Origin of the sequence: Microbispora bryophytorum, from assembly GCF_006874465.1 — a bacterium.
Taxonomy (GTDB): Bacteria; Actinomycetota; Actinomycetes; order Streptosporangiales; family Streptosporangiaceae; genus Microbispora; species Microbispora bryophytorum.
In genome coordinates this window covers 18369-41452 of sequence record NZ_VIRL01000034.1, presented here as the reverse complement: position 1 = coordinate 41452, position 23084 = coordinate 18369, and the positions used below count along the sequence as shown (strand labels likewise).

The following is a 23084-nucleotide window of genomic DNA, read 5'->3' as shown; positions in this document are numbered from 1 at the left end:
TACGGCGGTTATAGCGGCAGGGAAACACCCGGTTACATTCCGAACCCGGAAGTTAAGCCTGCCAGCGCCGATGGTACTGCACCGGGGACGGTGTGGGAGAGTAGGACGCCGCCGGACAATCTTTGTGGAGGGCCATCCCATTGGGGTGGCCCTTCCGCATTTGTTGGGGTTTTTTCCCCGTGTTTGTTCCTGGGATGTGGTGCCCCGGCTGTGGTTGGCCGGGGCTTTCGCATGTCCGGGGTTGCCGGCCGGCACCGGATGAAAACGTCGGCTGAGATTGTGGTGCAGGGCCGCCCCGGCTCCTCAGCAGCCAATCGGCCAAGCGATTGACGAAGGCATCATTCGAGGGACAGCCCTGCCGCTGGAGTGACCCGGGCGGCCCGGCGTGCCGGGAGGACAGCGGCGAGGAGTCCGGCAAGGGCGGTGATGAGGACGACGGCGCTGATAGACGGCCAGGGGACTTGCATGACGGCGTCGCTGACAGCCCGCTTCACGATGGTCTCGTAGCCGACCCAGGCGAACCCGACACCGATCACGGTGCCGAGCAGGGTGGCCACCACTGACAGCAGCACTGCCTCGGTCGCCAGCATCTGTCGCAGTTGTCTACGGGTGAGCCCGAGCGCGCGGAGCATCGCGTGTTCGCGGGCGCGTTCGAGCACGGAGAGGCCCAGGGTGTTGGCGATCCCGATCAGGGCGATCACGACGGCGATGCCGAGCAGGCCGAGCGCTGACCAGGTGTAGATCCCCAGCTGCTGGTCCAGCGATTCCCAGGTCCGCAACCCGTTCTCGATGGTCGCGCCGACCGGATCCGCGAGCTCGTCCAGGTCGATGCCGAGCCGAGCAGGGTCGGCCTGGGAGGAGGCGCGGATCCAGATGGCGCGCGGCTGGGCGGCGTCGGTGAGTGTCGCCAGCGTCTCGGGCGCGACCACGCCCACCGGGCCCCAGCCGGTGCCGACCGCGACCTGCAACTGGGCTTGCCGCTCGCCGACGCGCACGGTGACCCGGTCACCGGGCCGGAAACTCAGGTTCTTGCCGAAGGCCCCGGAATCCATTTTGATCTGCCCCGGTTCGACGCGGGCGAACGCCCCGCCGTCGCGGGCCACCTGCGCCACGGCCGGCGCGGCGACAACCGGGATCGGTTTGTCGAGCCCGGCCACTCGGGCCACGGCGCCGTCCACCGCAATGGCCTGCTCCACACCGGGCGTGTGACGTACCCGGACGAGGAGGTCGGTGGTGACCGGCTCCTTGGGCGAGGTGAGCGCGACATCGACGGGGTGGTCCCTGCCGATCTGCTCGTCCAACGACGAACGCCAGGTGGCCATCCCGGTGAGTACAGCGGTCGTCAAGGTGACGCCGACCAGCAGGGAGGCAGTGGTGGTGGCGGTCCGTCGCGGATTGCGCACAGCGTTCTTGGTCGCCAGCCGCCCGGCGGGGCCGAGCAGCGCGCCGATGATCCGAACCAGGCGGGGAACGAGCACCGGTCCGAAGATGAGCACGCCGGCGAACACCGCTCCGCCGCCTGCCACCATCACCGGCGTACTGCCTTGGGCCATCGCCACCCCGAGCAGGGCCAGCCCGGTGAGCAGGAGGATCGCCGCGAGCGCCAGCCGCACCAGGCCGGTAGCCGTCCGCACGCCGACCGGGGCATCCGGGCGCAGCGCCGCCAGAGGGCTCACCTGCACCACACGTCGAGTCGGCAACCAGGACGCGACCATGGTGACCACCAGGCCGACGGCGAAACCTCCGAGCAGCCAGGGCGTGGGCACCCCGGCGGCGCCCATCGGGATGGCGGGCGTGAAGGCGTTGATCAGGACGATCAGCCCATAGCCGAGACCGATACCGACCAGTGTCCCGGTCAGTGACGCGAGCACCCCGACGACGGCTGCCTCGCGGCGTACCGAACGCACCACCTGCCGCCGCGTCGCGCCGATGCACCGCAGCAGCGCGAAGTCGCGGAGTCGTTGCGCGAACAGGATGGAGAACGTGTTCGATATGACCAGGACCGAGACGAAGATCGCGGTGCTGGCGAACAACAGCAGCATCACTGACAGGCTGTCCACCCGGTTCTGGACATAGGTCAGCCGCTCCGCGGCGAACGCGTCCGGCGACTGCGCCTTCGCGCCTTCGGGGAGCTGACCCACCTCCCCGCGCACCGCCACCGCGGTCACGTGGAGTTGGTCGCGCCACTGCAGCAACTGCGGCCAGGTGACGTACATCGAGGCCTGGGCCGGAGGCGAGGGCGACTCCACGAGACCGACCACTCGTACGTCACGCGCGGCGGCGCCCTCGCCGATCCGAACCTGGTCGCCGGCCGCGATGTTCTCGGCCAGCGCGAAGTACACGTCCGCCACCGCTTCGCCCGTGCCTGCCGGGAAGTGACCCGAGCTGAGCTTCTGCCAGCGCCAATCCTCCGAGGTGGCGATCGGCCCTACGGTTGTTTCCGAGAGCCGTCGGCCGTTCGCGCGCGCCGACAGCATTGCCCGGCCGGTCGCGGCCGCGTTCTCACCGTGTCGCTCGGTGTAGGCGATCGCGGCCTTCGGGTCCAGCTCGTTTGATGGCCACCTCGCCGCCGAGACCACGTGGTCGGCATTGCGGTACGGCGCCCCCAGGCCGTCCAAGAGTCCGCTGTGTGCCCCGGACGTGAGCACGCCGACCACGACGACGAAGGCGACCGCGACGGCGACCGCGATGGCCGCTGCGACATACCTGCGGATGTGGGCGCGCAGCGACGCGAGGAGGACGGTACGCATCAGACGATCCGCCCGTCCTGCATGGTGACCACGTAGTCGGCGTACGCCGCCGCGTCCCGCTCGTGCGTGACCATCACGACGGCCTGGCCGAGCTCGCGCGACGACCGGCGCAGGTGATCCAGCACCTCCGCCGACGTGGTGCTGTCCAGGCTTCCCGTGGGCTCGTCGGCGAAGAGCAGATCCGGCTGGGTGATCAGCGCCCTGGCGATCGCGACTCGCTGCTGCTGACCGCCGGACAGCTCCGCGGGCCGGTGGCCGAGCCTGCCAGCCACGCCGAGGATGTCGGCAAGCATGCGCGCGCGCTCCCGCGCCGCGTCGTCGACCCGGCGACCGCCCAGCTCAAGGGGGAGCACGATGTTCTCGCCCGCGGTGAGCATCGGCAGCAGGTTGAACGACTGGAAAACGAAGCCGATGTGCTCGCGGCGGAAGATCGTGAGCGCGTCGTCGTCGAGTGATCCGAGGTCGGTGCCGGCCACGGTGACGGTGCCGCCGCTGGGTTGGTCGAGTCCGGCCAGGCAGTGCATCAGCGTGGACTTGCCCGATCCGCTTGGGCCCATGATCGCGGTGAACCTGCCTCGCGGGAGGTCGAGGTTGGCGCCACGCAGGGCATGCACCTTGGTGTCGCCTTGGCCGTGGCCGTAGGTCTTGGTCAGGTTCCGCGCGCTGGCGGCAACCGAGTCCCGGGTCTGGGCTGGGTGGCGGGGTGCTGTTCGCGCCGGTTCGCTGCAGGTCATGCCTGCAGTCAAGGCAGCATGGTGTTGTCAGGGCCTATGCGGTTTTCGATATGCCGAGGATATGTTCCGGCTCGTAGCCTCGAGAGTATGCGTGTGTTGATCGTCGAGGACGAGCCCTACCTGGCGGAAGCCGTCCGCGATGGCCTGCGCCTGGAAGCGATCGCCGCCGACATCGCCGGTGACGGTGACACCGCTCTGGAACTGCTGACCATCAACGCCTACGACATCGCCGTCCTCGACCGCGATGTCCCCGGCCCCTCCGGGGACGAGATCGCCAAGCGTATCGTCGCCTCCGGCAGTGGCATGCCCATCCTCATGCTCACCGCTGCCGACCGGCTCGACGACAAGGCCTCCGGATTCGGGCTCGGCGCCGACGACTACCTCACGAAACCCTTCGCACTCAAAGAACTCGTGCTCCGGCTCAGAGCACTCGACCGCAGGCGCGCGTACAACAGGCCACCCGTACGAGAGATCGCAGGCCTGCGTCTGGATCCGTTCCGCCGCGAGGTCTTCCGCGACGGCCGCTACGTCGCGCTCACCCGGAAACAGTTCGCCGTGCTCGAAGTCCTCGTGGCCGCCGAAGGCGGTGTCGTCAGTGCCGAAGAGCTCTTGGAGCGGGCGTGGGACGAGAATGCCGACCCCTTCACCAACGCCGTCCGCATCACCGTTTCCGCCCTGCGGAAACGACTCGGCGCACCCGAGATCATCGTCACCGTGCCCGGCGTCGGCTACCGCATCCACACGAAACCCGACGCCGGGCGTGAGGAACGGGACCGTGGATAGGGCGCCTGGGTTGAGCGTTCGCATCAAACTCACCCTCAGCTACGCCGGGTTCCTCATGCTTGCCGGCGCCTTGCTGCTCGCTGCCGTATGGATGTTCCTGCTCCGCTACGTACCCGACGGTTGGCCCGGCCTTCTCGGCATAGCACCCAACCGGTACCTCCTCCTGGTTGCCTTCGCCCCGGCCGCGGCCATCGTGTTGGTCTTCCTTCTAGTGTTCGGCCTCGTGGGAGGGTGGATTCTCGCCGGCCGCATGCTCGCTCCGCTGACCCGCATCACGGACGCGACACGCGTGGCCGCGAGCGGGTCGCTCTCGCACCGCATCCGGCTGGAAGGCCGCAGAGACGAGTTCCGCGAACTCGCCGACGCCTTCGACGCCATGCTCGCCCGGCTCGAAGCACACGTCGCCGAACACCAGAGATTCGCGACCAACGCCTCGCATGAACTGCGCACCCCGCTGGCGATCTCGCAGTCGATTCTCGACGTGGCTCGCAAGGACCCGAAACACGACCATGGCGAACTCCTCGCCCGCCTCCACGCTGTTAACGCTCGCGCGATCGACCTCACTGAGGCGCTACTCCTGCTCAGCCGTGCTGACCAGAGGTCCTTCACCCAAGAGCCCGCCGACCTGTCCCTACTCGTGGAAGAGGCCGCCGAGACACTGCTCCCGCTCGCCGAGAAGCGCGGTGTCACCATCGAGACCTCCGGTGAGATCACCGCGGTTTTGGGGTCGCACACGCTCCTGCTGCAGATGACGACGAACCTGATGCACAACGCGATCGTGCATAACCTGCCCGGACGCGGCACCGTGCGGGTCACGACCAGCGTCCGTCCCGAGACGGTGGTGCTCACTGTCGAAAACAGCGGCGAGACGCTGTCTCCAGAGTTGGCCGCGACACTCACCGAACCGTTCCAGCGCGGCACCGGAAGAGTATGCGACGCCCATCCAGGCGTCGGCCTCGGCCTGGCAATCGTCAAGAGGATCGCCCAAGCGCACGATGGATCCCTCACCATCGTCCCCTGCCCTGCGGGCGGACTCCGTGTCGTCGTCGAGCTGCCCACACCACCACCGAATGCAGTCGGCTAGGTACCGAAACGGCCCGAGCCGGTGTCTGTGCCCGTTCGTCTTCACTCGGTCCGCCGCAGCGCGGTCGTTACGGTGTGGGCGGCGTGACCGCGGCCTGCAGCAGGGGTTCGATGCGGAAGGGGATCTGGGTCGACAGGGCGATCGTCGTGTCGGTCCGCTGGATGGCGGGTGAGGCGAGGATCCGGGCGATGATCTCCTGGAGGTGCGGGGTGCTGCGGGCGGCCACGCGGCACAGCAGGTCGGCCTGGCCGCTGGTGCCGTACACCTCGAGGATCTCCGGGACGTCGGCCAGCCACCGCACGGCCTCGGTCAGCCGGCCCTGCGCGATCTGCAGGGACGCGAAGGCGAGGATGGGGTAGCCGATCTGCTCTGTCGTGATCGTCGGGCCGAAGTCGCTGATGACGCCGCGCGCGATGAGCTTGTCGAGTCGTGCCTGGACGGTGCCGCGAGCCACGCCGAGCAGGCGGGCCAGTTCGGTGAGCCCGATCCGGGGGTTGGCCCGCATGGTGGTCAGCAGGCGGCTGTCGAGCGCGTCGAGCATGCGCCGAGGGTACGCCTCGACTGAGCGAATCGACCAGTGCGACCGACCGCGAGTGCGCGGTTTTGAGCGTTTCGCACACTCTGACTGGTCACTCTTGCCAGCGAAGCGGTTACTTGCTGTCATATGGGAGTATGTTTGAAGAAGCGCAGTATTTCGCTCCGGTGGCGACGAAGGATGACGGATCCGTCGTCGTCGAGTTGGCCACGAGCCATCCCGGTTTCGCGGACGCCGTCTACCGTCAGCGGCGCAACGCGATCGCGGCGCTGGCGCTCGGTCACACCCCCGGTGATCCCATCCCGACGGCCGAGTACACCGACGAGGAGCACCAGGTGTGGGCGCTCGTCACCAAGGAACTGGCGGTCAAGCATCGGAAGTACGCGGTGCGCGAGTTCCTCGACGCGACCGGACGGCTCGGCCTGCCCAAGGACCGCATCCCGCAGCTCCAGGAGGTCGGCGACCTTCTTGAGCCGCTGACCGGATTCCGCTACCTGCCGGCGGCGGGGCTGGTCCCGCTCCGTGAGTTCTACGGCGTCCTGGCAGACGGCCTGTTCCACTCCACCCAGTACATCCGGCACCATTCCGTGCCCCTCTACACCCCCGAGCCGGACGTCGTCCACGAGGTGATCGGGCACGCGAACACCCTGGCTTCGCCTCGTTTCGCCGCGCTGTACCGGGCCGCGGGCCGGGCGGCGCGCCAGGTGGAGACCAATGAGGCGCTGGAGTTCGTGTCCAAGGTGTTCTGGTTCACGCTGGAGTTCGGCGTCATGCGGGAGGACGGCGAGCCCAGGGCGTACGGCGCGGGGATTCTCAGCTCGTACGGCGAGATCGAGGAGTTCCGCGGGATGGACATCCGCCCGCTCGACCTCGCCGCGATGGGGACCACCCACTACGACATCACGAAGTATCAGGAGGTGCTCTTCGAGGCGGCCTCGTTCGACCACCTCGAAGACACGGTCGGTGCGTTCTGGGACACCTGCGACGACGACACTGTCGCTCGTCTGCTCGCGGCGTCTCCGGTGTGAGCAGACCCAGGAGCAGGCTCAGCGCGCGCCGACGATCAGCAGGGCGTCGCCGACTCCCCGCTCAGCGCCGTCGGAGGGACGGTTGGCCGGCTTCTTGCCGATGACCATGGTGGTCGACCCGCCGCCGTCCAGGTTGATCGCGTCGCGTGCGCCGAGCCAGCGCATGAGCTCGGCCGCCTCGAAGAACGACGCGCCGATCGTGCTGCCCGGCGCGCGGCCGTCGACGACCGCGATGACGAGCTTGCCGTCGCGGGTGACGCCGGCGAGCGTGCGCGGGTGGCGCCGCAGGATCATATTGGTGTTGGCCATGCCGTCCCGCGAGGCGGTGATGGAGGTCGTGCCGTTCCGGACCAGGCCGATCGCGCCCCCGATGATGTTGGTCTCGGGGGTCAGCGGGATGGCCTTGTTCGTCCGCAGGTCGGTGACCCGGGTCGTGACCGTGACGGTCGTGCCGTCACCGGCGTGCTGCGACAGCCAGTCGGCGGCGGCTCCGACCCCGTGCAGCACGCGTGTGCCGCGCTTCACGGCGCCGCCGGACTGACGGACGGCGGTGACCCTGCCGGATTCGTCGAGGACGACCTCGGTCCCGCCGTCCTCCGGGGTGTCCCGCCCGAGTTCCTCGGTGTACATCACCAGCTCGTCCGGCTTCGGCACCCGGTTGAGGCCGGTCACCTCCGCCGTGGTCCCGTCGGCGGCACGGGCGGCGACCGAGGACGACAACTCAGTGACGCGGGCCGTGCGCCCCCGCAGGACCAGGCCCACACGGCCGGCGACGGCCTCGCTGAGCAACTTGCCTCCGACGACGGAGATGCCGGTGGGGTCGCCGCGGAAGGCGGGCAGCGTGTGGATGTCGAAGAAACCGCCGTTCACGGCGGCGAGCGCCTTGGCGGCGGAGGCCATGGCCGAAACCGTCTCCCGCTTGGCGACGCTCGTGCCCACAGAGGCCTGGTAGGAGCCGCGGAACGTACGCGGGTCGACGACGATGACCCGCACGCTCCAGGGGCCGGTGGTGACGAAGCCGTCGTCGCCCTGGAAGTCGACCTTCGCGCTCACCCCGGCGTCCTTGAGCTGCTTGACGACCTCGGCGGCCTCGGCCTTCCCGTCGAGCGGCCAGCTGCCCACCCGGACCATGAAGTAGTCGCCGGCGGGGTGGTCCGCGACGGCCGGTCGGGTGAACTTCACGATGAGGGGCGCGAGACCGGCCATCTGCACGGCCGTCGCCTGGGCCTGCGCCTTGGCCTCGGACATGAAGTCCTTGCCCTTGACGACGACGCTGACCGTGTACCCGTCCTGTGGCGTGCCGTGGTGAAGGGTGAAGTAGCTGACTCCGGGGGCCAGGCTCTTGGCCGCCGACTTCGGTATCCCGGGCTCGCCGAGAGGGAAGCTCGTCGTCGGCAGTCCGGCGACGGGCTCGGCGGCGACCGGTGCCGAAGGGATGGTCGTCGTCAGGGCCAGTACGGCGGCCCCGACGACAAGGCGGCGTCTCATGCGATTACTCCCCATTGGTGATCCTTGCGGGACCATCGTGGCGACATTCACGTACGGAGACGACGGAAACGCGCAAATGGCATGAAATTCCCGACGGAGAATCAGTCGTTTGGGGACATAAGTGCATGAACGTCAGGGGGTGTCGGCGTCGATCGCCCGGGCCCGCTGGACGAACTCCTGGGCGGATCGGGCCTCGATGTGGACGAGCAGCCCGTCGCGCCGCCGGGACATGCCCCAGTAGTGCGCGGTGGCCTGGCCCCACCAGATGGTCCATTTGGGGAAGCGTGCGGACAGGGCCCGCACCACGACCGTCGGGCTGATTTTGGGTTCGCTCATCGTGGGCACGTTTCGAGGTAAGCACGATTCACCCAGTGAGCGCGAGTATACGGAAAGTAGTCGGGTGCGATAGGACTTACACCCTGGACGACATACCTACTTTCCGGGTGTCAGCATCTCCGCAAAGAGCCGCCCACCGAGCCCTGTAACGGGTCAAAAGTCCTCGCTCGCCTCGACGACCGGGTACACGACAGCCCCTTCCCGATCAGGTGCTCTCGCGGCGGAAGGTCTCCAGGGCCAGCAGCGCGACGTGCAGCGACAGGCACGACTCGACGTCGTCGAGGTCGGTGTCGAGGACCCGCTCCAGCCGCCGCAGGCGGTCGTAGAACGCGGGGCGGGACAGATGGGCCCTCTGCGCGGCCACCGCCTTGTTGCGTCCGGCGTCGAGGTAGATGCGCAGGATCCTGGTCAGGTCGCCGTGCCGCTGGGCGTCGTAGGCCAGCAGGGCCCCCAGCTCGCGCTCGGCGAAGGTCTGCAGCCGGGCGTCGTCGCGCAGCAGGTGGAGCAGGCCGCGCAGCCGCAGGTCGGGCAGGCGGTAGAACGGCCGCCCGTCGGGCTGGCGCACCGCCACCTCCGCCACCTGCTCGGCCTCCAGGAAGCTGCGCCGTACGTCCTTGATCGACTCCACGACCGAGCCGGCCGCCAGCACGAACGGGGTGGCGAAGCTCGCCCGCAGACGCTCGGCCAGCGCGCCGAGCGCGGTCTCGGCGGTCGTGCGGGGCGGCAGCGGCAGCAGCACTCCGACGCGGCTCTGGTCCAGCGCCCCGACCAGGGCGGGCAGCTTGGCCTCGCGGCAGGCGGCGGCGCCGGCCTCGGCGAGCTCGCCCAGCCTGGCCTGCTCGCCCAGCGCGGTGCCGACGGGCGCTGTCAGCCGGATGACGACGCTGACGAGCCTGCGGCCGGTGAGCGGGACCCCGACGGCGCGGGCGCGGGCGGCGGCCTCGTCGGGGTCGGCGTACGCGTGGGTGAGGATGCCGGTCAGTATGGTCCCGTGTGCCTGCCGCTCCAGGGACTCCTGGTGCCGCTCCAGCAGGCGGCTCAGCGCGAGCGTGGTCGCCGCGCGTTCGGCGAGCACGATGTCGCGGGGGCTGGGCGGTCCGTCGTGCAGCAGGATGAGCCGTCCCCAGTCCTGGCCGCGGGCGCCCACCATGGTCACCAGCCACCCGGCGGCCGCGTCGTAGGCGGTCCGCTCGGAAGGCATGACGGCGCGCGACCTGGTCTCCCAGTTGGCTAAAAGGCTCCCCGTGTCGCCACCGGCGGCGTCGCACGCCAGGACCTGGTGGGCCAGGTTCTCCAGCAGCACCGGGAGGCCGGAGAAGCGGGTGACCTGGTTGAGCACCTCGGCCGGGGACGCGCCCTCGACCGACAGCTCGGTGAACACCTCGTGCAACTGTTCCGAGGCACGCAGCTCCTGCAGCTGGATGTCGATGATCCGCGCGTGGACCGACTCGGTGATCTGCACGAAGGGCGTCTCGCGGGCCAGCGTGATCAGGGGGAGCCCGTGCTCCTCCGCGGCCTCGACCACCGCTGCCGGCAGCTCGCGGACGAACCGGCGGCCGAGCTCCACGATCAGGCCCGAGGCGCCGACGGCGGCCAGCTCGCCGATGTAGTCGGCCAGCTTGCCGGGCTCGCTCGGCAGCGCCACTCCGGTCGTGAGGACCAGCTCGCCGCCGCGCAACAGGTGCGCGATGTCGTGGACCTCGCCGACATGGACCCACCGGACCCGGGTGTCGAGCCGGTCGCCACCCGCCACCACCCGGGGACTGCCACGCCGGACCGTGTCCAGTGCCAGCACGTCGGCGACCGTGGGGAGCATGTTCCGAGGCTACCTGATCAATATGTAAGGATGACCAGCCAGTAGCTGACAGTGTGCGAGCCCGAAAAGGACAGTCAGCGCAGGCGGGCGCCGAGACCGTTGAGGAGGGCCGTCAACCCGAATTCGAAGGCGAGCCTGCGGGCGACGAGGGGGTCGAAGCCCTCGTTCGCGTAGGACCGGTAGCGCTCCAGCAGGTTGGGCCGGTCGGCCGCCATCTTCATCAGGATCGGGTCCACCGCGGCCTGCAGCTCCGTCATGCTCTTGCCGGTCGCCTTCAGCGAGCTGAGGAAGGCGACCTCGGGGATCGTGGCGCCCAGCGTGTACGACACGACGGCCGTCATGGCGTAGTCCACGTCGATGCCCTCGAACCCGGCGCGGACGAAGGCGCCCATCAGCCGGTCGGACGCGGTGAGCGCGTTCGGCCCGAGCGCGGGGACCACGCCGATGAGGCTCGCGCTCCAGGGATGCTCGAAGACCGCATGGCGCATGCCGTAGGCGAACACCCGCGTCGCCTCCCGCCAGTCGGCGGCCTCGGGCAGCACCACGGTCGCGTAGACCTCGTCCATCACGAGCTCGATCAGCTCGTCCTTGTTGGCGACGTGCCAGTAGAGGCTGGTCGCGCCCGCGCCGAGCCGGGCGCCGAGCTTGCGCATGCTGAGCGCGTCGAGGCCCTCGGCGTCGAGCAGCTCCACGGCCGCCCGGACGATCTGGTCGCGGCTGAGGCCCTGCTCGCGCCCTCCTCTGCGCTCGCGGGTCCAGACCGAGGAGAACGGCTTCGCTGACACGGCTTCACAATATTCGCTCGCACAGTGTTCGATGGAGTCGTACAGTGTCCGAGACTACTCGCACACTGTTCGAGGTGACTTATGTCCCATCCCCGCCGCTGGTGGATCCTCGGCGTCCTCTGTCTGAGCCTGCTGACTCTGGTCGTGGACAACACCGTCCTCAACCTGGCGATCCCGTCGCTCATGCGCGACCTCGGCGCCACGCCGTCCGATGTCCAATGGGTCATCGACGCCTACGTCCTGGTCTTCGCGGGGCTGCTGCTCACCGCCGGCAGCCTGTCCGACCGGTTCGGCAGGCGGCGGATGCTCGTGATCGGTCTGGCGTTCTTCGGCGGGGCCTCGCTGGCGGCCACGCTCGCCACCGAGCCCTGGCAGCTCATCGCCGCCCGAGGGTTGATGGGCGTCGGCGGCTCCTGCGTGATGCCGTCGACCCTGTCGATCCTGATCACGGTGTTCGACGAGAGTGAGCGGCGCAAGGCCATCGCCGCGTGGAGCTCGGTCGCCATGGTCGGCGTCATCGCCGGTCCGACGGTCGGCGGGTTCCTGCTCCAGCACTACTACTGGGGGTCGGTCTTCCTGCTCAACGTGCCGATCGCGGTGCTGGCGATCGTCGCGGCCTTCGCGCTCATGCCCGAGACGTACGGCGAGACGCGGCGGGCCGACCCGGTGGGCGTGGTCCTGTCCACGGCCGGGATGGGCGGGCTGGTCTGGGCCGTCATCTCGGCGCCCGGCGGGCACTTCAACCCCCTCGCGGTGGCGGTCTCGGCGGCCGCGCTGCTGGCGTTCGTGCTGTGGGAGCGCCGCACCCCCCACTCGATGCTGCCGCTCGGCCTGTTCCGGGACCGTTCGTTCAGCGGGGCGTGCTTCTCCATCGTGCTGCTGTCGTTCGGCGCGGGCGCGCTGATGCTGGCCATCACGCAGTATCTGCAGTTCGTCCTGGGCTACGACCCGCTGAAGGCCGGCTTCGCCCTGCTGCCCTACGTGGTGGCCGCGATGGTGTTCAACGGCCTGGGCGCGGCGCTGGGCAAGAAGGTGAGCAACCGGGTGCTCATCGTCTCCGGCCTGCTCGTCATGGCCGCCGGGTTCGTCCTGCTGTCCACGCTCACCGGCGGCTACGGCACGCTGATCGCCGGCCTGATGGTCATGGGGGTGGGCGGCGGCCTGGCCGGTCCCGCGGCGTACGCGACGCTGATGGGCGCGGTGCCGCCCGAGCGCGCCGGCGTCGGCTCCGCGCTGAACGACACCGTGCAGCAGGTCGGCATGGCGCTGAGCGTGGCCGTCCTCGGCAGCGTGCTCGCCGGCGCGTACACCGCGGCGATGCCGGAGTCGGCGCCGCCTGCGGCGCGCGAGTCGATCGGCGTCGCGGTGAGCCTGGGCGATTCCGCCGTGGCCGCCGCCGGGCGTGAGGCCTTCGTGTCGGCGATGTCCGTCGGCACGTGGGTGGGCGCGGGCTGCTCGCTCGCGGCCGCCCTGGTCGCGCTGCTGGTCCTGCGCCGGAAGGCCGCCGGGACGGCTCCCGTGCCGGAGCCCGCGGCGCCCAGCACTGTGTAAGTGAAATTCGCGGCATCCCAGACAGGCTGACGGGTGAGGCGGTCACCCGTCAGCCGGGATACTCGGAACATGTCGGACCTTCTCGCACGCCATCGCGCGGTCATGCCGAACTGGATGGCCCTCTACTACAACGAGCCCATCGAAATCGTCGGAGGCAAGGGGAACCGCGTCGTCGACGCGAACGGGAAGAGCTACCTGGACTTCTTCGCCGGGATCCTGACCAACATGATCGGGTACGACGTGCCCGAGGTGCGGGAGGCCGTCGAGCGCCGGCTCGCCAGCGGCGTCGTCCACACCTCGACGCTGTACCTCATCCGCGGCCAGGTCGAGCTGGCCGAGAAGATCGCCCGGCTGTCGGGCATCCCGGACGCCAAGGTCTTCTTCACCAACTCCGGCACCGAGGCCAACGAGACCGCCCTGCTGCTGGCCACCTACGCCCGGGGGTCCGACCAGGTGCTCGCCATGCGGCAGAGCTACCACGGCCGGTCGTTCGGCGCGATCAGCGTGACCTCCAACCGGTCGTGGAAGAACAACTCGCTGTCGCCGCTCAACGTGCACTTCCTGCACGGCGCCGACAGGCACCTGACGCAGTTCCGCGGCATGTCGGACGCCGACTACATCGCCGCCTGCGTGGACGATCTGCGCCACGTGCTCGCCACGGCGGTCTCCAAGGACGTCGCCGCGCTGATCGCCGAGCCGATCCAGGGCGTGGGCGGCTTCACCATGGCCCCCGACGGGCTGTTCGCCGCCTACAAGGAGGTCCTCGACGAGGAGGGCGTCCTGTTCGTCTCCGACGAGGTGCAGACCGGCTGGGGCCGTACGGGCTCGGCGTTCTTCGGGATCCAGAACCACGGCGTGACGCCCGACATGATGACCTTCGCCAAGGGGCTCGGCAACGGCTTCGCGGTCGGCGGCGTCGTGGCGCGCGGCGACCTCATGGACGGGCCGCACGCCGCCGGTGTGGCCACGTTCGGCGGCAACCCGATCGCGATGGCGGCGGCCAACGCCACCCTCGACTACGTGCTCGACCACGACCTGCAGGCCAACGCCGCGAGGACCGGCGAGATCATCATCAGCGGGCTGCGCGAGGCGGCCCCCCGGCTGCCCGTGGTCGGCGACGTACGCGGCAAGGGGCTGATGTTCGCCGTCGAACTGGTCGACCCCGCCACCAAGGCACCCGCCCCGGCGCTCGCCGCCCGCTTCCTGGAGGAGACCAAGAGGCTCGGCCTGCTCGTCGGCAAGGGCGGGTTGTACGGCAACACGCTGCGCATGGCGCCGCCGCTCACCCTCACCGAGGACGAGGCCCGCGAGGGCCTGGGCATCCTCGTCACCGCTCTGGAGGCCGTCAACGATGAAGCACGTTAACCACTGGATCGGCGGCGAGATCGTCAAGGGCGCCGGCCGTACGGCCGATCTGTTCGACCCGGCGACCGGCGAGGTGAGCGGCCGGGTGTCGCTGGCCTCGGCCGAGGATGTCGACGCGGCGGTGGAGGCGGCCGCGCTGGCCTTCCCCGCGTGGCGCGACGCCTCGCTGACCAAGCGCACCCAGATCCTGTTCCGGTTCCGCGAGCTGCTCGACGCGCACCGCGACGACCTGGCCGAGCTCATCACGGCCGAGCACGGCAAGGTGCACTCCGACGCGCTGGGCGAGGTGGCCCGCGGCCTGGAGGTCGTGGAGTTCGCCTGCGGCATTCCCCACCTGCTCAAGGGCGGCTACTCGGAGAACGTCTCCACCCGCGTCGACTCCTACTCGATCCGCCAGCCGCTCGGCGTGGTGGCGGGCATCACGCCGTTCAACTTCCCGGCGATGGTCCCGATGTGGATGTTCCCGGTGGCCATCGCCTGCGGGAACACGTTCGTGCTCAAGCCCTCCGAGCGCGACCCCTCCGCGTCCCTGCTGATCGCGGAGCTGTGGCGGCGGGCCGGCCTGCCCGACGGCGTGTTCAACGTCGTCCAGGGCGACAAGGCGGCGGTGGACCGGCTGCTGGAGCACCCGGCCGTACGGGCCGTGTCGTTCGTCGGCTCCACGCCCATCGCGCGGTACGTGTACGAGACCGGCACGGCCCACGGCAAGCGGGTGCAGGCGCTCGGCGGGGCCAAGAACCACATGCTCGTGCTGCCCGACGCCGACCTCGACCTGGTCGCGGACTCGGCAGTCTCGGCGGGCTTCGGCTCGGCGGGGGAGCGGTGCATGGCGATCTCCGTGGTGCTCGCGGTCGACCCGATCGGCGACGAGCTGGTCGAGAAGATCGTGTCGCGGGTGCGCGATCTCCAGGTCGGCCCCGGGACCGACGCCGAGTCGCAGATGGGCCCGCTCGTCACCGCCGCCCACCGCGACAAGGTGGCGTCCTACCTCGACCTCGGCGTCGAGGAGGGGGCCAAGCTCGTGGTCGACGGCCGGGAGACCCCGGTGCGCGGAGATCGGGGGAACGGCTTCTGGCTCGGCCCGACCGTCCTCGACCACGTGCCGCCGAACTCCCGCGTCCACCGCGAGGAGATCTTCGGCCCGGTGCTGTCGATCGTGCGCGTCCGCTCGTACGAGGAGGGCCTGGAGCTGATCAACACCGGCGAGTACGGCAACGGCACGGCGATCTTCACCAACGACGGCGGCGCGGCCCGGCGCTTCCAGAACGAGGTCGAGGTCGGCATGATCGGCGTCAACGTGCCGATCCCGGTGCCGATGGCCTTCTACAGCTTCGGCGGCTGGAAGGCCTCGCTGTTCGGCGACACCCACGTGCACGGCACCGAGGGGGTCCACTTCTACACCAGGGGCAAGGTCGTCACCTCGCGGTGGCTCGATCCCTCCCACGGCGGCGTGAACCTGGGCTTCCCGACCAACGCCTGACGTCGTAGGCGACGTCCCCGGCCGGTGGGGCCCAGTAGGCTCGGGACGTCCGTCTTTCTCATGGGGGTCGTGCGTGCGCCGTACACACCTGGTCGCGACGGTCGCGGCCGTGGGACTGCTCGCCGCCGCCTGCGCCGGCCGGCCCGCGCCCGCGACGCACGTGGCCACGCCGGGCACCTCGCCGGCCGCGGCGGCGACGGCCTCCAGCGGCGCCGGCCCCAGCCCGTCGTCCGGCGGCCCCACGCCCACCCCGGTCGCGTCCGCCGGGCCGGGGGAGGGAACGGTCAGCGTGGTCGCGATCGACGGGTACGCCGAGTGGGGCGGTGTCGACCCCAAGGTCAGGTGGGTCGGCACGTTCGAGAAGGAGACGGGCTGCAAGGTCAGCCTGCGCTTCTACGACCCGCGCCAGGAGGAGAAGCCGGGCGACTTCCCGCCGTCGTCGTTCGACGTGATCTCCGCGACGCCCGAGGTGGGCGGCCGCCTGATGGACGACGGCAAGGCCGCCCCGCTCAACACCGCTCTGCTGGACGGCTACGACAAGATCCCCAAGCGGCTGCGCACGCTGCCGTCGGTCACCCGGGACGATCGGGTGTACGGCGTGCCGTACGTGTGGGCGACCAACGAGATCCTCTACGACGCAGGCAAGGTCAGCCCCGACGGCCCGGAGTCGCTCTTCACGGACAAGGGTCCCGTGATGTTCCGGGACCGTCCGCTGTCGCTGGCCGACGCCGCGCTGGTGCTCAAGGCCCAGGGCACGGACGTCGGCGCGGACATCAAGAACCCGTTCGACCTCACCGACGCCCAGCTCGACGCCGCCGCCCAGCTGTTCACCTCCGGCGAGGACGGCCGCCGCACCTTCTGGCGCGATCCCGTCGAGGTCGTCCAGGGCTTCGCGACCGGGTCCGTACGGCTCGCGCAGGCCACGCCCTACCATCTGGACGTGCTCAGGCGGGGGCACAAGCCGGTCAGTGTGCTGACGGCCCGGCCGGTGACCGGATGGGCCGACGCGTGGATGATGTCGGCCCAGGCCCCGCATCCCTCGTGCGCGTACAAGTGGCTCGACTTCACGATGTCGGCGGACGTGCAGCGCAAGGTGTCCGCCTGGATGGGCCTCGCCCCGGCCAACCCCGAGGGGTGCACCGGCGCGGCCCGCCGGATCTGCGCGGACTACCGCGTCGGCACCTCCCGGGCGTTCCAGGGGGTCTACTTCGCGGTGCGTCCCGAGGCGTACGACAAATGGGTGGAGCGCTGGTCGCGGATCGTGTCCTGACGGGCGGCGCGGCTGCACGCTCGTCATCGACGGCCTGACCATTCACGTCCTGGCCCGGCCGGAGTCGATGCCGCCGGGCCGCGTGAGCGCCGTGCCGGCCGCCCACCTGGAGGATCTGGCGACCTGAGGACCGGGCGGCCGAATTGGGCCGGGGCGAAACGGGTGGTCAGGACATGGCCGCCCGGGAGCGGCGGGGCAGCGGAACCTTGCCCTCGGGGGCGGGCAGCAGGGCCTCGGCGCAGTCGTCGCAGGCGTGGACGGGGGCGTTGTCGGGCAGTGTTCCGACCTTCACGCGGGGGCGGGGCCACTTCTTGTGGCAGACGACACAGGCGTCGCCGTCGCGCTGCGTGGTGGTCAGGCCGGCAGGGTCGAACGTCAGCATGAGCCGCTCGGCGCCGTTCGGGTTCCAGCCCATCAAAGTCCCCCCTCGATCGCCTATCGGAACCGTTATAACGCGGTTACCCTTCGTGATCGGCGCGAGTCGGGCCAAGCGATGGTTAAATCGAGGCATAACGCAAGCCGTACAACATCAAAAGGGACACCTTGGAACAGACCGGGTGCCCCTTTTGATGTTGTTCAAACTGTCTAGTCCACGTTGAGCGCCTTTTCCAGGATGGAGAGACCCTCTTCGAGCAGGTGATCCGGGATCACCAGCGGCGGCAGGAAGCGCAGCACGTTGCCGTACGTTCCCGCGGTGAGCACGAGCAGGCCCTGCTCGTGGCACCTGCGCGCGATCTCGGCGGCCGGGTAGGGCTCCTTGGTGCCGGGCACCACGAGCTCGACGGCGATCATCGCGCCGCGCCCGCGCACGTCTCCGATGATCGGGTTGTGCTCTTGAAGGGCGCGCAGACGGGGCAGCATGATCTCGCCGATGTGCCGGGCGCGCTCGACGAGCCCGTCCTGCTCGATGGTCTCCAGCACGCCCAGGGCCGCCTCGCAGGCGAGCGGGTTGCCGCCGTACGTGCCGCCGAGACCGCCGCTGTGGACGTGGTCGAGCAGGTCGGCCCTGCCGGTCACGGCCGCTAGCGGAAGGCCGCCGGCGATGCCCTTCGCGGTGGTGATGATGTCCGGGACGATGCCCTCGTCCTCGCAGGCGAACATGTGGCCGGTGCGGGCGAAGCCCGTCTGCACCTCGTCGGCGATGAAGACGATGCCGTTGGCGCGGCAATACTCCACGATCTTCGGCAGGAAGCCCCGGGCCGGCTCGATGAAGCCGCCCTCGCCCGCGATCGGCTCGATGAGCACCGCCGCGACGTTCTCCGCGCCGATCTGCTTGTTGATCATGTCGATCGCCTGGGCCGCGGCCTCCTCGGCGCAGTTGTCCGGGCCGGTCGGCCAGCGGAACGGGTAGGCGAGCGGCACCCGGTACACCTCGGGCGCGAACGGCCCGAACCCGTGCTTGTACGGCATGCTCTTGGCCGTCAGCGTCATCGTCAGCAGCGTGCGGCCGTGGTAGCCGTGGTCGAAGACGACGACCGCCTGCCGCCCGGTGGCGTGGCGGGCGACCTTGATCGCGTTCTCGACGGCCTCCGCGCCGCTGTTGACCAGGAACGTCCGCTTCTCGTGGTCGCCGGGCGTGAGCGCGTTGAGCTTCTCGCACACCGCGACGTACGACTCGTACGGGGCGACCATGAAACAGGTGTGGGTGAAGTCGGCGACCTGCTTCTGCACGCGCTCGACGACCCGGGGGGCGGCGTTGCCGACGTTGGTCACGGCGATGCCGGAGCCGAAGTCGATCAACGAGTTGCCGTCCACGTCGACGATCACACCGCCGCCCGCACGGGTCACGAAGACGGGCAGCGTGGTGCCGATGCCCGGAGGCACGGCGGACTGCTTGCGCGCGAGCAGTTCGCGCGACCGCGGGCCGGGGATCTCGGTGACGAGGCGGCGCTCCTGCGGGAGCCGCGGGCCGCCGTGCGTGGTGGCAGTGCTCATATCTCCGACGCTCATATCTCTGACGGTACGGCCGTCGCCTCCACCAGCCGATATGCCGCTATGTCAGAATGTGAACGTACTTTTGGCCGGTGAGGACAAGCCGGGAGTTCGGGGGGAAGAGCAGTGGCACCAGCGCTGCGCCGGATCACCGCGATCGTACCGCTCCACCTGGAGGTTCTCGCCGGGTGGAACGGCCTCGACCGCCCCGTCCGCTGGGTCGCGGTCAGCGAGCTGGAGGACCCCACACCGTTCCTCGAGGGCGGCGAGCTGGTGCTCACGACCGGCATGCGCCTGTCCGCCGGCGACGCCGAGCCGTACGTCTCCCGGCTCGTGGCCCGGGGGGTCGCCGGGCTGGGGTTCGGGGTGGGGCTGAGTCACGACGCCGTGCCGCCCGCCTTCGCCGAGGCGGCCGAGGCCGCCGGGCTGCCGCTGGTCGAGGTGCCGAGGGACACGCCCTTCATCGCGATCGGCAAGGCCGTCAGCGATCTGCTGGCGGGGGAGCAGTACGAGGAGATCAGCCGCGCCTTCGCCGCGCAGGGCAGGCTGACCCGGGCCGCCCTCCAGCGGGAGGGGCCGGTGGCCGTGGTGGACCGGCTGGCCCGGGAGATCGGCGGCTGGGCGCTGCTGCTCGACCCCGCGGGCGCCCTACGGCATGCCGCCGGGACGACCGGCCGTCGCGCGGCCGGCCTGCACGCCGGTACGGATGACAAGCGCGGCGTGGCGGGGGACTGGGCGCGGGAGACGGCCCGGTCGCTGGAGCCCGAGATCGCCCGGCTGCGGAGCGCGCCGTCCCTGTCGAGCCTCGCCCTGTCCACCCCGGACGAGCACGTCGTGGTCCAGCCGCTGGGCCGGAGGGGATTTTTCGCGGTGGGGTCGCCGCGGCCGTTCTCGCCCATCGCGTACACGATCGTCAACGCGGCCGGATCCCTGCTGACGCTGGCTCTGGAACAGGGCAGGGAGCAACGGTCGGCGGCGGCGCAGGTGCGGTCCGCGGTGCTCCGGCTGCTGCTGGCCGGCGAGGTGCGGGCGGCCGCGGAGACGCTCGCGGCCCTGGGCATGCGGCTGCCGGAGGAGCCGGTGACGGTCCTCGCCTGCGACACGCCCGATCCGGAGGCGCTGACCGAGGCGCTGACCGGCGCGGCGCCCGGCGCGGTGCCCGGCGCGCTGACCGGCGCGGTGCCCGGCCCGCGGGGCGCCTTCGCGGGCGTTGGAACGTTCACCGCGCCCTGGGAGGGGCTGCTCGTCGTGCTGGCCCCGGACGCGGGTGCCGACGAGCTCGTCGCGCTGGCCGCACAGCACGGCCGGGTGGGTGTGAGCGCGCCCGGGGTGGAGATCGCCCGATCCGAGGGCCGCGTGGACGGCCGTATGGAGGGCCGCGAACCCCCCGCGGCCGGAGCGGCCGGATCGGTGACCCGGAACGCGAGCCGCCCGGATCTCGACACCGGGCTCGACCGTGGCTACGAGCACGACCTCGACCGGGCCGTCGACCAGGCGCGGCGGGCGCTGGTCTCGGCCTCGCCGGTGGCGCGCTTCAGCGAGCTGGCCGGGCGCGGGCTGCTGTCGCTGCTCGATCCCGCCGCCGCCGCGTCGTTCGCGGCGGCGATCCTGGCGCCGCTCCGCGAGTACGGCTCACGCGCCGACCTGGTCGAGTCGCTGCGCGCCTACCTGGCCAGCAACGGCCACTGGGACGCCGCGGCGCAGCGCCTGGGCGTGCACCGGCACACACTGCGTTACCGGATGAAGCGGGTGAGCGAGCTGCTCGGGCGCGACCTGGACGATCCCGCGGTCCGGGCCGAGCTGTGGATCGCGGTGTGCCTGTGACGCCGGTCAGGCCGGGGGCCGCACGCGGAAGGCGCGCACGGCGGCGTCGGTGACGATCTCGTACGTCTTGCCGTCGGGAAGATGCCCGGCACGTTCCAGACTGAGCGCGCCCTGGGCCGCGGCCCACAGCGCGTCGGCGATCTTCCTCGGCTGGGTGGGCACGAGGTGACCGGCGGAGATGCAGTCGGCGATCACCCGGTCGACGATGTTGAGCGCGGCCCTCGCCAGCGTGCGAGCGCGCTCGCTCGGCACGAAGCCGGGGATGGCCCGCTCGAACATGAGGCTGTAGTAGCCGGGCTCGGCCAGCGCCGCCTCCCGGTAGGCGGGACCGAGCAGGCTCAGGTGCTCCAGCGGGTCGCTGCGCTGCGGCACGGCCTCCAGCCTGCGCCGGAACCGCTCGAAGCCCTCCAGGTAGAGCGCCTCGGCCAGGCCTTCCTTGCTGCCGAACATCGTGTAGATGACCTGGGTGGAGCAGCCGGCCTCGGCGGCGATCCTGCGTACGGTGAGGCTCTCCGGTCCGGCCGCGGCGAGCAGGTCGTTGGCGACGTCGAGGAGGCGGGTGCGTAACTCGTCATAGTTGCTTCGATGGCCGCGTGCGTAGGCACCCTGAAGACCGAGCGGCGCCGGCGTACCCATCAGCGACGAGCCCTTCTCATATTGGGGGTCCCGCGACAGACCCGGATGATGACTTAACCATGCTGCTCGGCTTTCAAACCGGAGCGAAACAGAAAACATCATGAAATTGCCGCGCATCTGTGACATGTGAGAAGTTGTCCATGATGGTGCGACGGGGGACGCTGATTGGCCCGTCCGGAGTAAGGACCGGCTTCCATCAGGTGGCATAGCGTGAAGACATGGACGTAGGCCGCACTTCCGAACCCCGCCCCTTCTGGCTCGCCGGGCGCCCCGCGACGGGGGACGCCGAGCAGGCCGTGACCAACCCGCACGACGGCCGGGTCGTCGGCGTCCACTCGGTGCCGACCCCCGAGCAGGTCGAGCAGGCCGTGGCCGCCGCGGACGCCGTACGCAAGCAGGCCGCCGCGCTGCCCGTCCACGTACGCGCCGAGGCGCTGGCCCACGTGGCCCGGCGGCTGACCGAGCGCGCCGAGGAGATCGCCCGCCTGATCAGCGAGGAGAACGGCAAGCCGATCTTCTGGGCGCGCGGCGAGGTGGGCCGCGCGATCTCCACGTTCCGCTTCGCCGCCGAGGAGGCCCGCCGCTTCAGCGGCGCGGTGCAGCGGCTCGACACCGAGCCCGCCGCGCAGGGACGGCTCGCCTACGTCTCGCGCGTGCCGCACGGACCGGTGCTGGCGATCACGCCGTTCAACTTCCCGCTCAACCTGGTGGCCCACAAGGTCGCTCCCGCCATCGCCGTGGGCGCGCCCATCCTGGTCAAGCCCGCGCCCACGACCCCGCTGTCGGCGCTCGTCCTCGGCGAGATCCTGGCCGAGACCGACCTGCCTGAGGGCATGTTCTCCGTGCTGCCGGTGCCCAACGACCGCGCGTCGTCCCTCGTGGAGGACCCCCGGCTGCCGGTCATCTCCTTCACCGGCTCGGGCCCGGTCGGCTACTCGATCATGGACAGCGTGCCGCGCAAGCACGTCACGCTCGAACTCGGCGGCAACGCCGCCGCGGTCGTGCTGGCCGACGCAGACCTCGACTGGGCGGCGAGCCGCGTGGCGCTGTTCTCCAACTACCAGGCGGGCCAGAGCTGCATCGCGGTGCAGCGCGTGATCGTGGAGGACGCGGTCGCCGACGCGTTCACCGCCAAGCTCGTCGCCGCAGTCGGCGCGCTCGTGACCGGCGACCCCGCGGACGACAAGACGCAGGTGGGACCCCTCGTCAGCGAGGACGCCGCGGTCCGCGTCGAGAGCTGGGTCAACGAGGCCGTCTCGGCCGGTGCGCGCCTGCTGGCGGGCGGCACCAGGGACGGCGCGACCGTCGCCCCCACCGTGCTGGCCGACGTGCCCGCCGACGCCAAGGTGGCCTGCGAGGAGGTCTTCGGCCCCGTCATGATCGTGCAGCGGGTCGCCTCGGTCGACGAGGCGTTCGCCGCGGTCAACGACTCCCGGTACGGCCTGCAGGCCGGGGTCTTCACCCGCAGCCTGGACGTCGCCTTCCGGGCCAACCGCGAGCTGGAGGTCGGCGGCGTCGTCATCGGCGACGTGCCGTCCTACCGGGCCGACCAGATGCCGTACGGCGGAGTGAAGGAGTCGGGCGTGGGCCGCGAGGGGCTGCACTCGGCGATGGAGGACTTCACCTACGAGAAGGTCATGGTGCTCACCGGCCTCACGCTGTAGAACCACGCGTCGGAAGGGCCCGG

General features: G+C 70.5%; 19 protein-coding genes and 1 rRNA gene. 10 read left to right on the top strand and 10 right to left on the bottom strand.

The genetic code is table 11. From position 1 onward, the window contains the following. Nucleotides 1–117 (top strand): 5S ribosomal RNA (gene rrf, locus FLX07_RS34770). 221 nt (nucleotides 118–338) lie between these two features. Here rrf and FLX07_RS34765 read toward each other — a convergent pair. After that, entirely contained in the window at nucleotides 339–2750 is a 2412-nt protein-coding gene (locus FLX07_RS34765; protein WP_142576019.1) for an ABC transporter permease, read from the bottom strand. Then, complete coding sequence (locus tag FLX07_RS34760) at nucleotides 2750–3484, bottom strand: ABC transporter ATP-binding protein (protein WP_142576017.1); 735 nt, start codon at nucleotides 3482–3484, stop codon at nucleotides 2750–2752. The genes FLX07_RS34765 and FLX07_RS34760 overlap by 1 nt, the downstream gene beginning before the upstream one ends. 87 nt (nucleotides 3485–3571) lie before the next feature. On the opposite strand from FLX07_RS34760, the gene FLX07_RS34755 reads away from it, so the two are divergent. Together FLX07_RS34755 and FLX07_RS34750 are read left to right on the top strand one after the other, a co-directional pair. Next, on the top strand, nucleotides 3572–4267 hold the full coding sequence (locus FLX07_RS34755; protein WP_142576015.1) for a response regulator transcription factor: 696 nt from the start codon (nucleotides 3572–3574) through the stop codon (nucleotides 4265–4267). A 10-nt stretch (nucleotides 4268–4277) separates the two neighbouring features. Then, on the top strand, nucleotides 4278–5351 hold the full coding sequence (locus tag FLX07_RS34750) for a sensor histidine kinase (protein ID WP_223854393.1): 1074 nt from the start codon (nucleotides 4278–4280) through the stop codon (nucleotides 5349–5351). Between the two features lie 67 nt (nucleotides 5352–5418). Here FLX07_RS34750 and FLX07_RS34745 read toward each other — a convergent pair whose 3' ends face one another. Continuing rightward, nucleotides 5419–5892: an Lrp/AsnC family transcriptional regulator gene (locus FLX07_RS34745; protein WP_142576011.1), complete on the bottom strand. Its 474-nt coding sequence runs from the start codon at nucleotides 5890–5892 to the stop codon at nucleotides 5419–5421. Nucleotides 5893–6053: 161 nt separating this feature from the next. Between FLX07_RS34745 and FLX07_RS34740 the strand changes: the two genes are divergently transcribed. Then, nucleotides 6054–6914: a phenylalanine 4-monooxygenase gene (locus tag FLX07_RS34740; RefSeq protein ID WP_229689983.1), complete on the top strand. Its 861-nt coding sequence runs from the start codon at nucleotides 6054–6056 to the stop codon at nucleotides 6912–6914. 18 nt (nucleotides 6915–6932) lie between these two features. On the opposite strand, the gene FLX07_RS34735 is transcribed toward FLX07_RS34740, so the two are convergent. From FLX07_RS34735 to FLX07_RS34720, 4 genes are all read right to left on the bottom strand, one after another. Then, the gene (locus FLX07_RS34735) at nucleotides 6933–8402 is read right to left on the bottom strand and encodes a phosphodiester glycosidase family protein (protein WP_142576007.1); all 1470 of its coding nucleotides are present in this window, start codon (nucleotides 8400–8402) and stop codon (nucleotides 6933–6935) included. Between the two features lie 132 nt (nucleotides 8403–8534). Next, a complete protein-coding gene (locus tag FLX07_RS34730) occupies nucleotides 8535–8738 on the bottom strand; it encodes a hypothetical protein (protein WP_142576005.1) in 204 nt (67 codons plus the stop codon). A gap of 205 nt (nucleotides 8739–8943) precedes the next feature. Beyond that, nucleotides 8944–10554: a PucR family transcriptional regulator gene (locus tag FLX07_RS34725; protein WP_142576003.1), complete on the bottom strand. Its 1611-nt coding sequence runs from the start codon at nucleotides 10552–10554 to the stop codon at nucleotides 8944–8946. Nucleotides 10555–10628: 74 nt separating this feature from the next. Next, entirely contained in the window at nucleotides 10629–11339 is a 711-nt protein-coding gene (locus tag FLX07_RS34720; RefSeq protein WP_142576001.1) for a TetR/AcrR family transcriptional regulator C-terminal domain-containing protein, read from the bottom strand. An 81-nt stretch (nucleotides 11340–11420) separates the two neighbouring features. Between FLX07_RS34720 and FLX07_RS34715 the strand changes: the two genes are divergently transcribed. The 4 genes from FLX07_RS34715 (at nucleotide 11421) to FLX07_RS34700 (ending at nucleotide 17005) form a co-directional block, all read left to right on the top strand. Next, nucleotides 11421–12890, top strand: a complete 1470-nt coding sequence (locus FLX07_RS34715; RefSeq protein ID WP_142575999.1) for an MFS transporter — start codon at nucleotides 11421–11423, stop codon at nucleotides 12888–12890. A 69-nt stretch (nucleotides 12891–12959) separates the two neighbouring features. Then, entirely contained in the window at nucleotides 12960–14255 is a 1296-nt protein-coding gene (locus FLX07_RS34710) for an aspartate aminotransferase family protein (protein ID WP_142575997.1), read from the top strand. Then, nucleotides 14242–15735 carry a CoA-acylating methylmalonate-semialdehyde dehydrogenase gene (locus FLX07_RS34705; protein ID WP_142575995.1) on the top strand — a complete coding sequence of 498 codons (1494 nt, stop codon included), beginning with the start codon at nucleotides 14242–14244 and terminating at the stop codon, nucleotides 15733–15735. Before FLX07_RS34710 ends, FLX07_RS34705 begins: the two co-directional genes overlap by 14 nt. Before the next feature lie 73 nt (nucleotides 15736–15808). Then, a complete protein-coding gene (locus tag FLX07_RS34700) occupies nucleotides 15809–17005 on the top strand; it encodes an extracellular solute-binding protein (protein ID WP_142575993.1) in 1197 nt (398 codons plus the stop codon). 166 nt (nucleotides 17006–17171) lie between these two features. On the opposite strand, the gene FLX07_RS34695 is transcribed toward FLX07_RS34700, so the two are convergent. Both FLX07_RS34695 and gabT read right to left on the bottom strand, forming a co-directional pair. After that, nucleotides 17172–17420 (bottom strand): hypothetical protein, encoded by a 249-nt coding sequence (locus FLX07_RS34695; protein ID WP_079318901.1) that lies wholly within the window; start codon nucleotides 17418–17420, stop codon nucleotides 17172–17174. Between the two features lie 170 nt (nucleotides 17421–17590). Further along, nucleotides 17591–18940, bottom strand: a complete 1350-nt coding sequence (gene gabT / locus FLX07_RS34690; protein ID WP_142576034.1) for a 4-aminobutyrate--2-oxoglutarate transaminase — start codon at nucleotides 18938–18940, stop codon at nucleotides 17591–17593. 123 nt (nucleotides 18941–19063) lie between these two features. Between gabT and FLX07_RS34685 the strand changes: the two genes are divergently transcribed. Next, nucleotides 19064–20761, top strand: a complete 1698-nt coding sequence (locus tag FLX07_RS34685) for a PucR family transcriptional regulator (protein WP_142575991.1) — start codon at nucleotides 19064–19066, stop codon at nucleotides 20759–20761. 6 nt (nucleotides 20762–20767) lie between these two features. On the opposite strand, the gene FLX07_RS34680 is transcribed toward FLX07_RS34685, so the two are convergent. Then, nucleotides 20768–21397 (bottom strand): TetR/AcrR family transcriptional regulator, encoded by a 630-nt coding sequence (locus tag FLX07_RS34680; RefSeq protein ID WP_142575988.1) that lies wholly within the window; start codon nucleotides 21395–21397, stop codon nucleotides 20768–20770. Nucleotides 21398–21615: 218 nt separating this feature from the next. On the opposite strand from FLX07_RS34680, the gene FLX07_RS34675 reads away from it, so the two are divergent. Further along, entirely contained in the window at nucleotides 21616–23061 is a 1446-nt protein-coding gene (locus FLX07_RS34675) for an aldehyde dehydrogenase family protein (protein WP_142575986.1), read from the top strand. The last annotated feature ends 23 nt before the right edge of the window (nucleotides 23062–23084 follow it).

Excerpts from the sequence above, each read along its gene's own strand:
- FLX07_RS34680 (WP_142575988.1), bottom strand. The coding sequence starts at position 21,397 with ATGGGTACGCCGGCGCCGCTCGGTCTTCAGGGTGCCTACGCACGCGGC.
- FLX07_RS34710 (WP_142575997.1), top strand. The coding sequence starts at position 12,960 with ATGTCGGACCTTCTCGCACGCCATCGCGCGGTCATGCCGAACTGGATG.
- FLX07_RS34695 (WP_079318901.1), bottom strand. The coding sequence starts at position 17,420 with ATGGGCTGGAACCCGAACGGCGCCGAGCGGCTCATGCTGACGTTCGAC.
- FLX07_RS34765 (WP_142576019.1), bottom strand. The coding sequence starts at position 2,750 with ATGCGTACCGTCCTCCTCGCGTCGCTGCGCGCCCACATCCGCAGGTAT.
- FLX07_RS34755 (WP_142576015.1), top strand. The coding sequence starts at position 3,572 with ATGCGTGTGTTGATCGTCGAGGACGAGCCCTACCTGGCGGAAGCCGTC.
- FLX07_RS34725 (WP_142576003.1), bottom strand. The coding sequence starts at position 10,554 with ATGCTCCCCACGGTCGCCGACGTGCTGGCACTGGACACGGTCCGGCGT.
- FLX07_RS34675 (WP_142575986.1), top strand. The coding sequence starts at position 21,616 with ATGGACGTAGGCCGCACTTCCGAACCCCGCCCCTTCTGGCTCGCCGGG.
- FLX07_RS34715 (WP_142575999.1), top strand. The coding sequence starts at position 11,421 with ATGTCCCATCCCCGCCGCTGGTGGATCCTCGGCGTCCTCTGTCTGAGC.
- FLX07_RS34745 (WP_142576011.1), bottom strand. The coding sequence starts at position 5,892 with ATGCTCGACGCGCTCGACAGCCGCCTGCTGACCACCATGCGGGCCAAC.
- FLX07_RS34760 (WP_142576017.1), bottom strand. The coding sequence starts at position 3,484 with ATGACCTGCAGCGAACCGGCGCGAACAGCACCCCGCCACCCAGCCCAG.
- gabT (WP_142576034.1), bottom strand. The coding sequence starts at position 18,940 with ATGAGCACTGCCACCACGCACGGCGGCCCGCGGCTCCCGCAGGAGCGC.
- FLX07_RS34705 (WP_142575995.1), top strand. The coding sequence starts at position 14,242 with ATGAAGCACGTTAACCACTGGATCGGCGGCGAGATCGTCAAGGGCGCC.
- FLX07_RS34735 (WP_142576007.1), bottom strand. The coding sequence starts at position 8,402 with ATGAGACGCCGCCTTGTCGTCGGGGCCGCCGTACTGGCCCTGACGACG.
- FLX07_RS34730 (WP_142576005.1), bottom strand. The coding sequence starts at position 8,738 with ATGAGCGAACCCAAAATCAGCCCGACGGTCGTGGTGCGGGCCCTGTCC.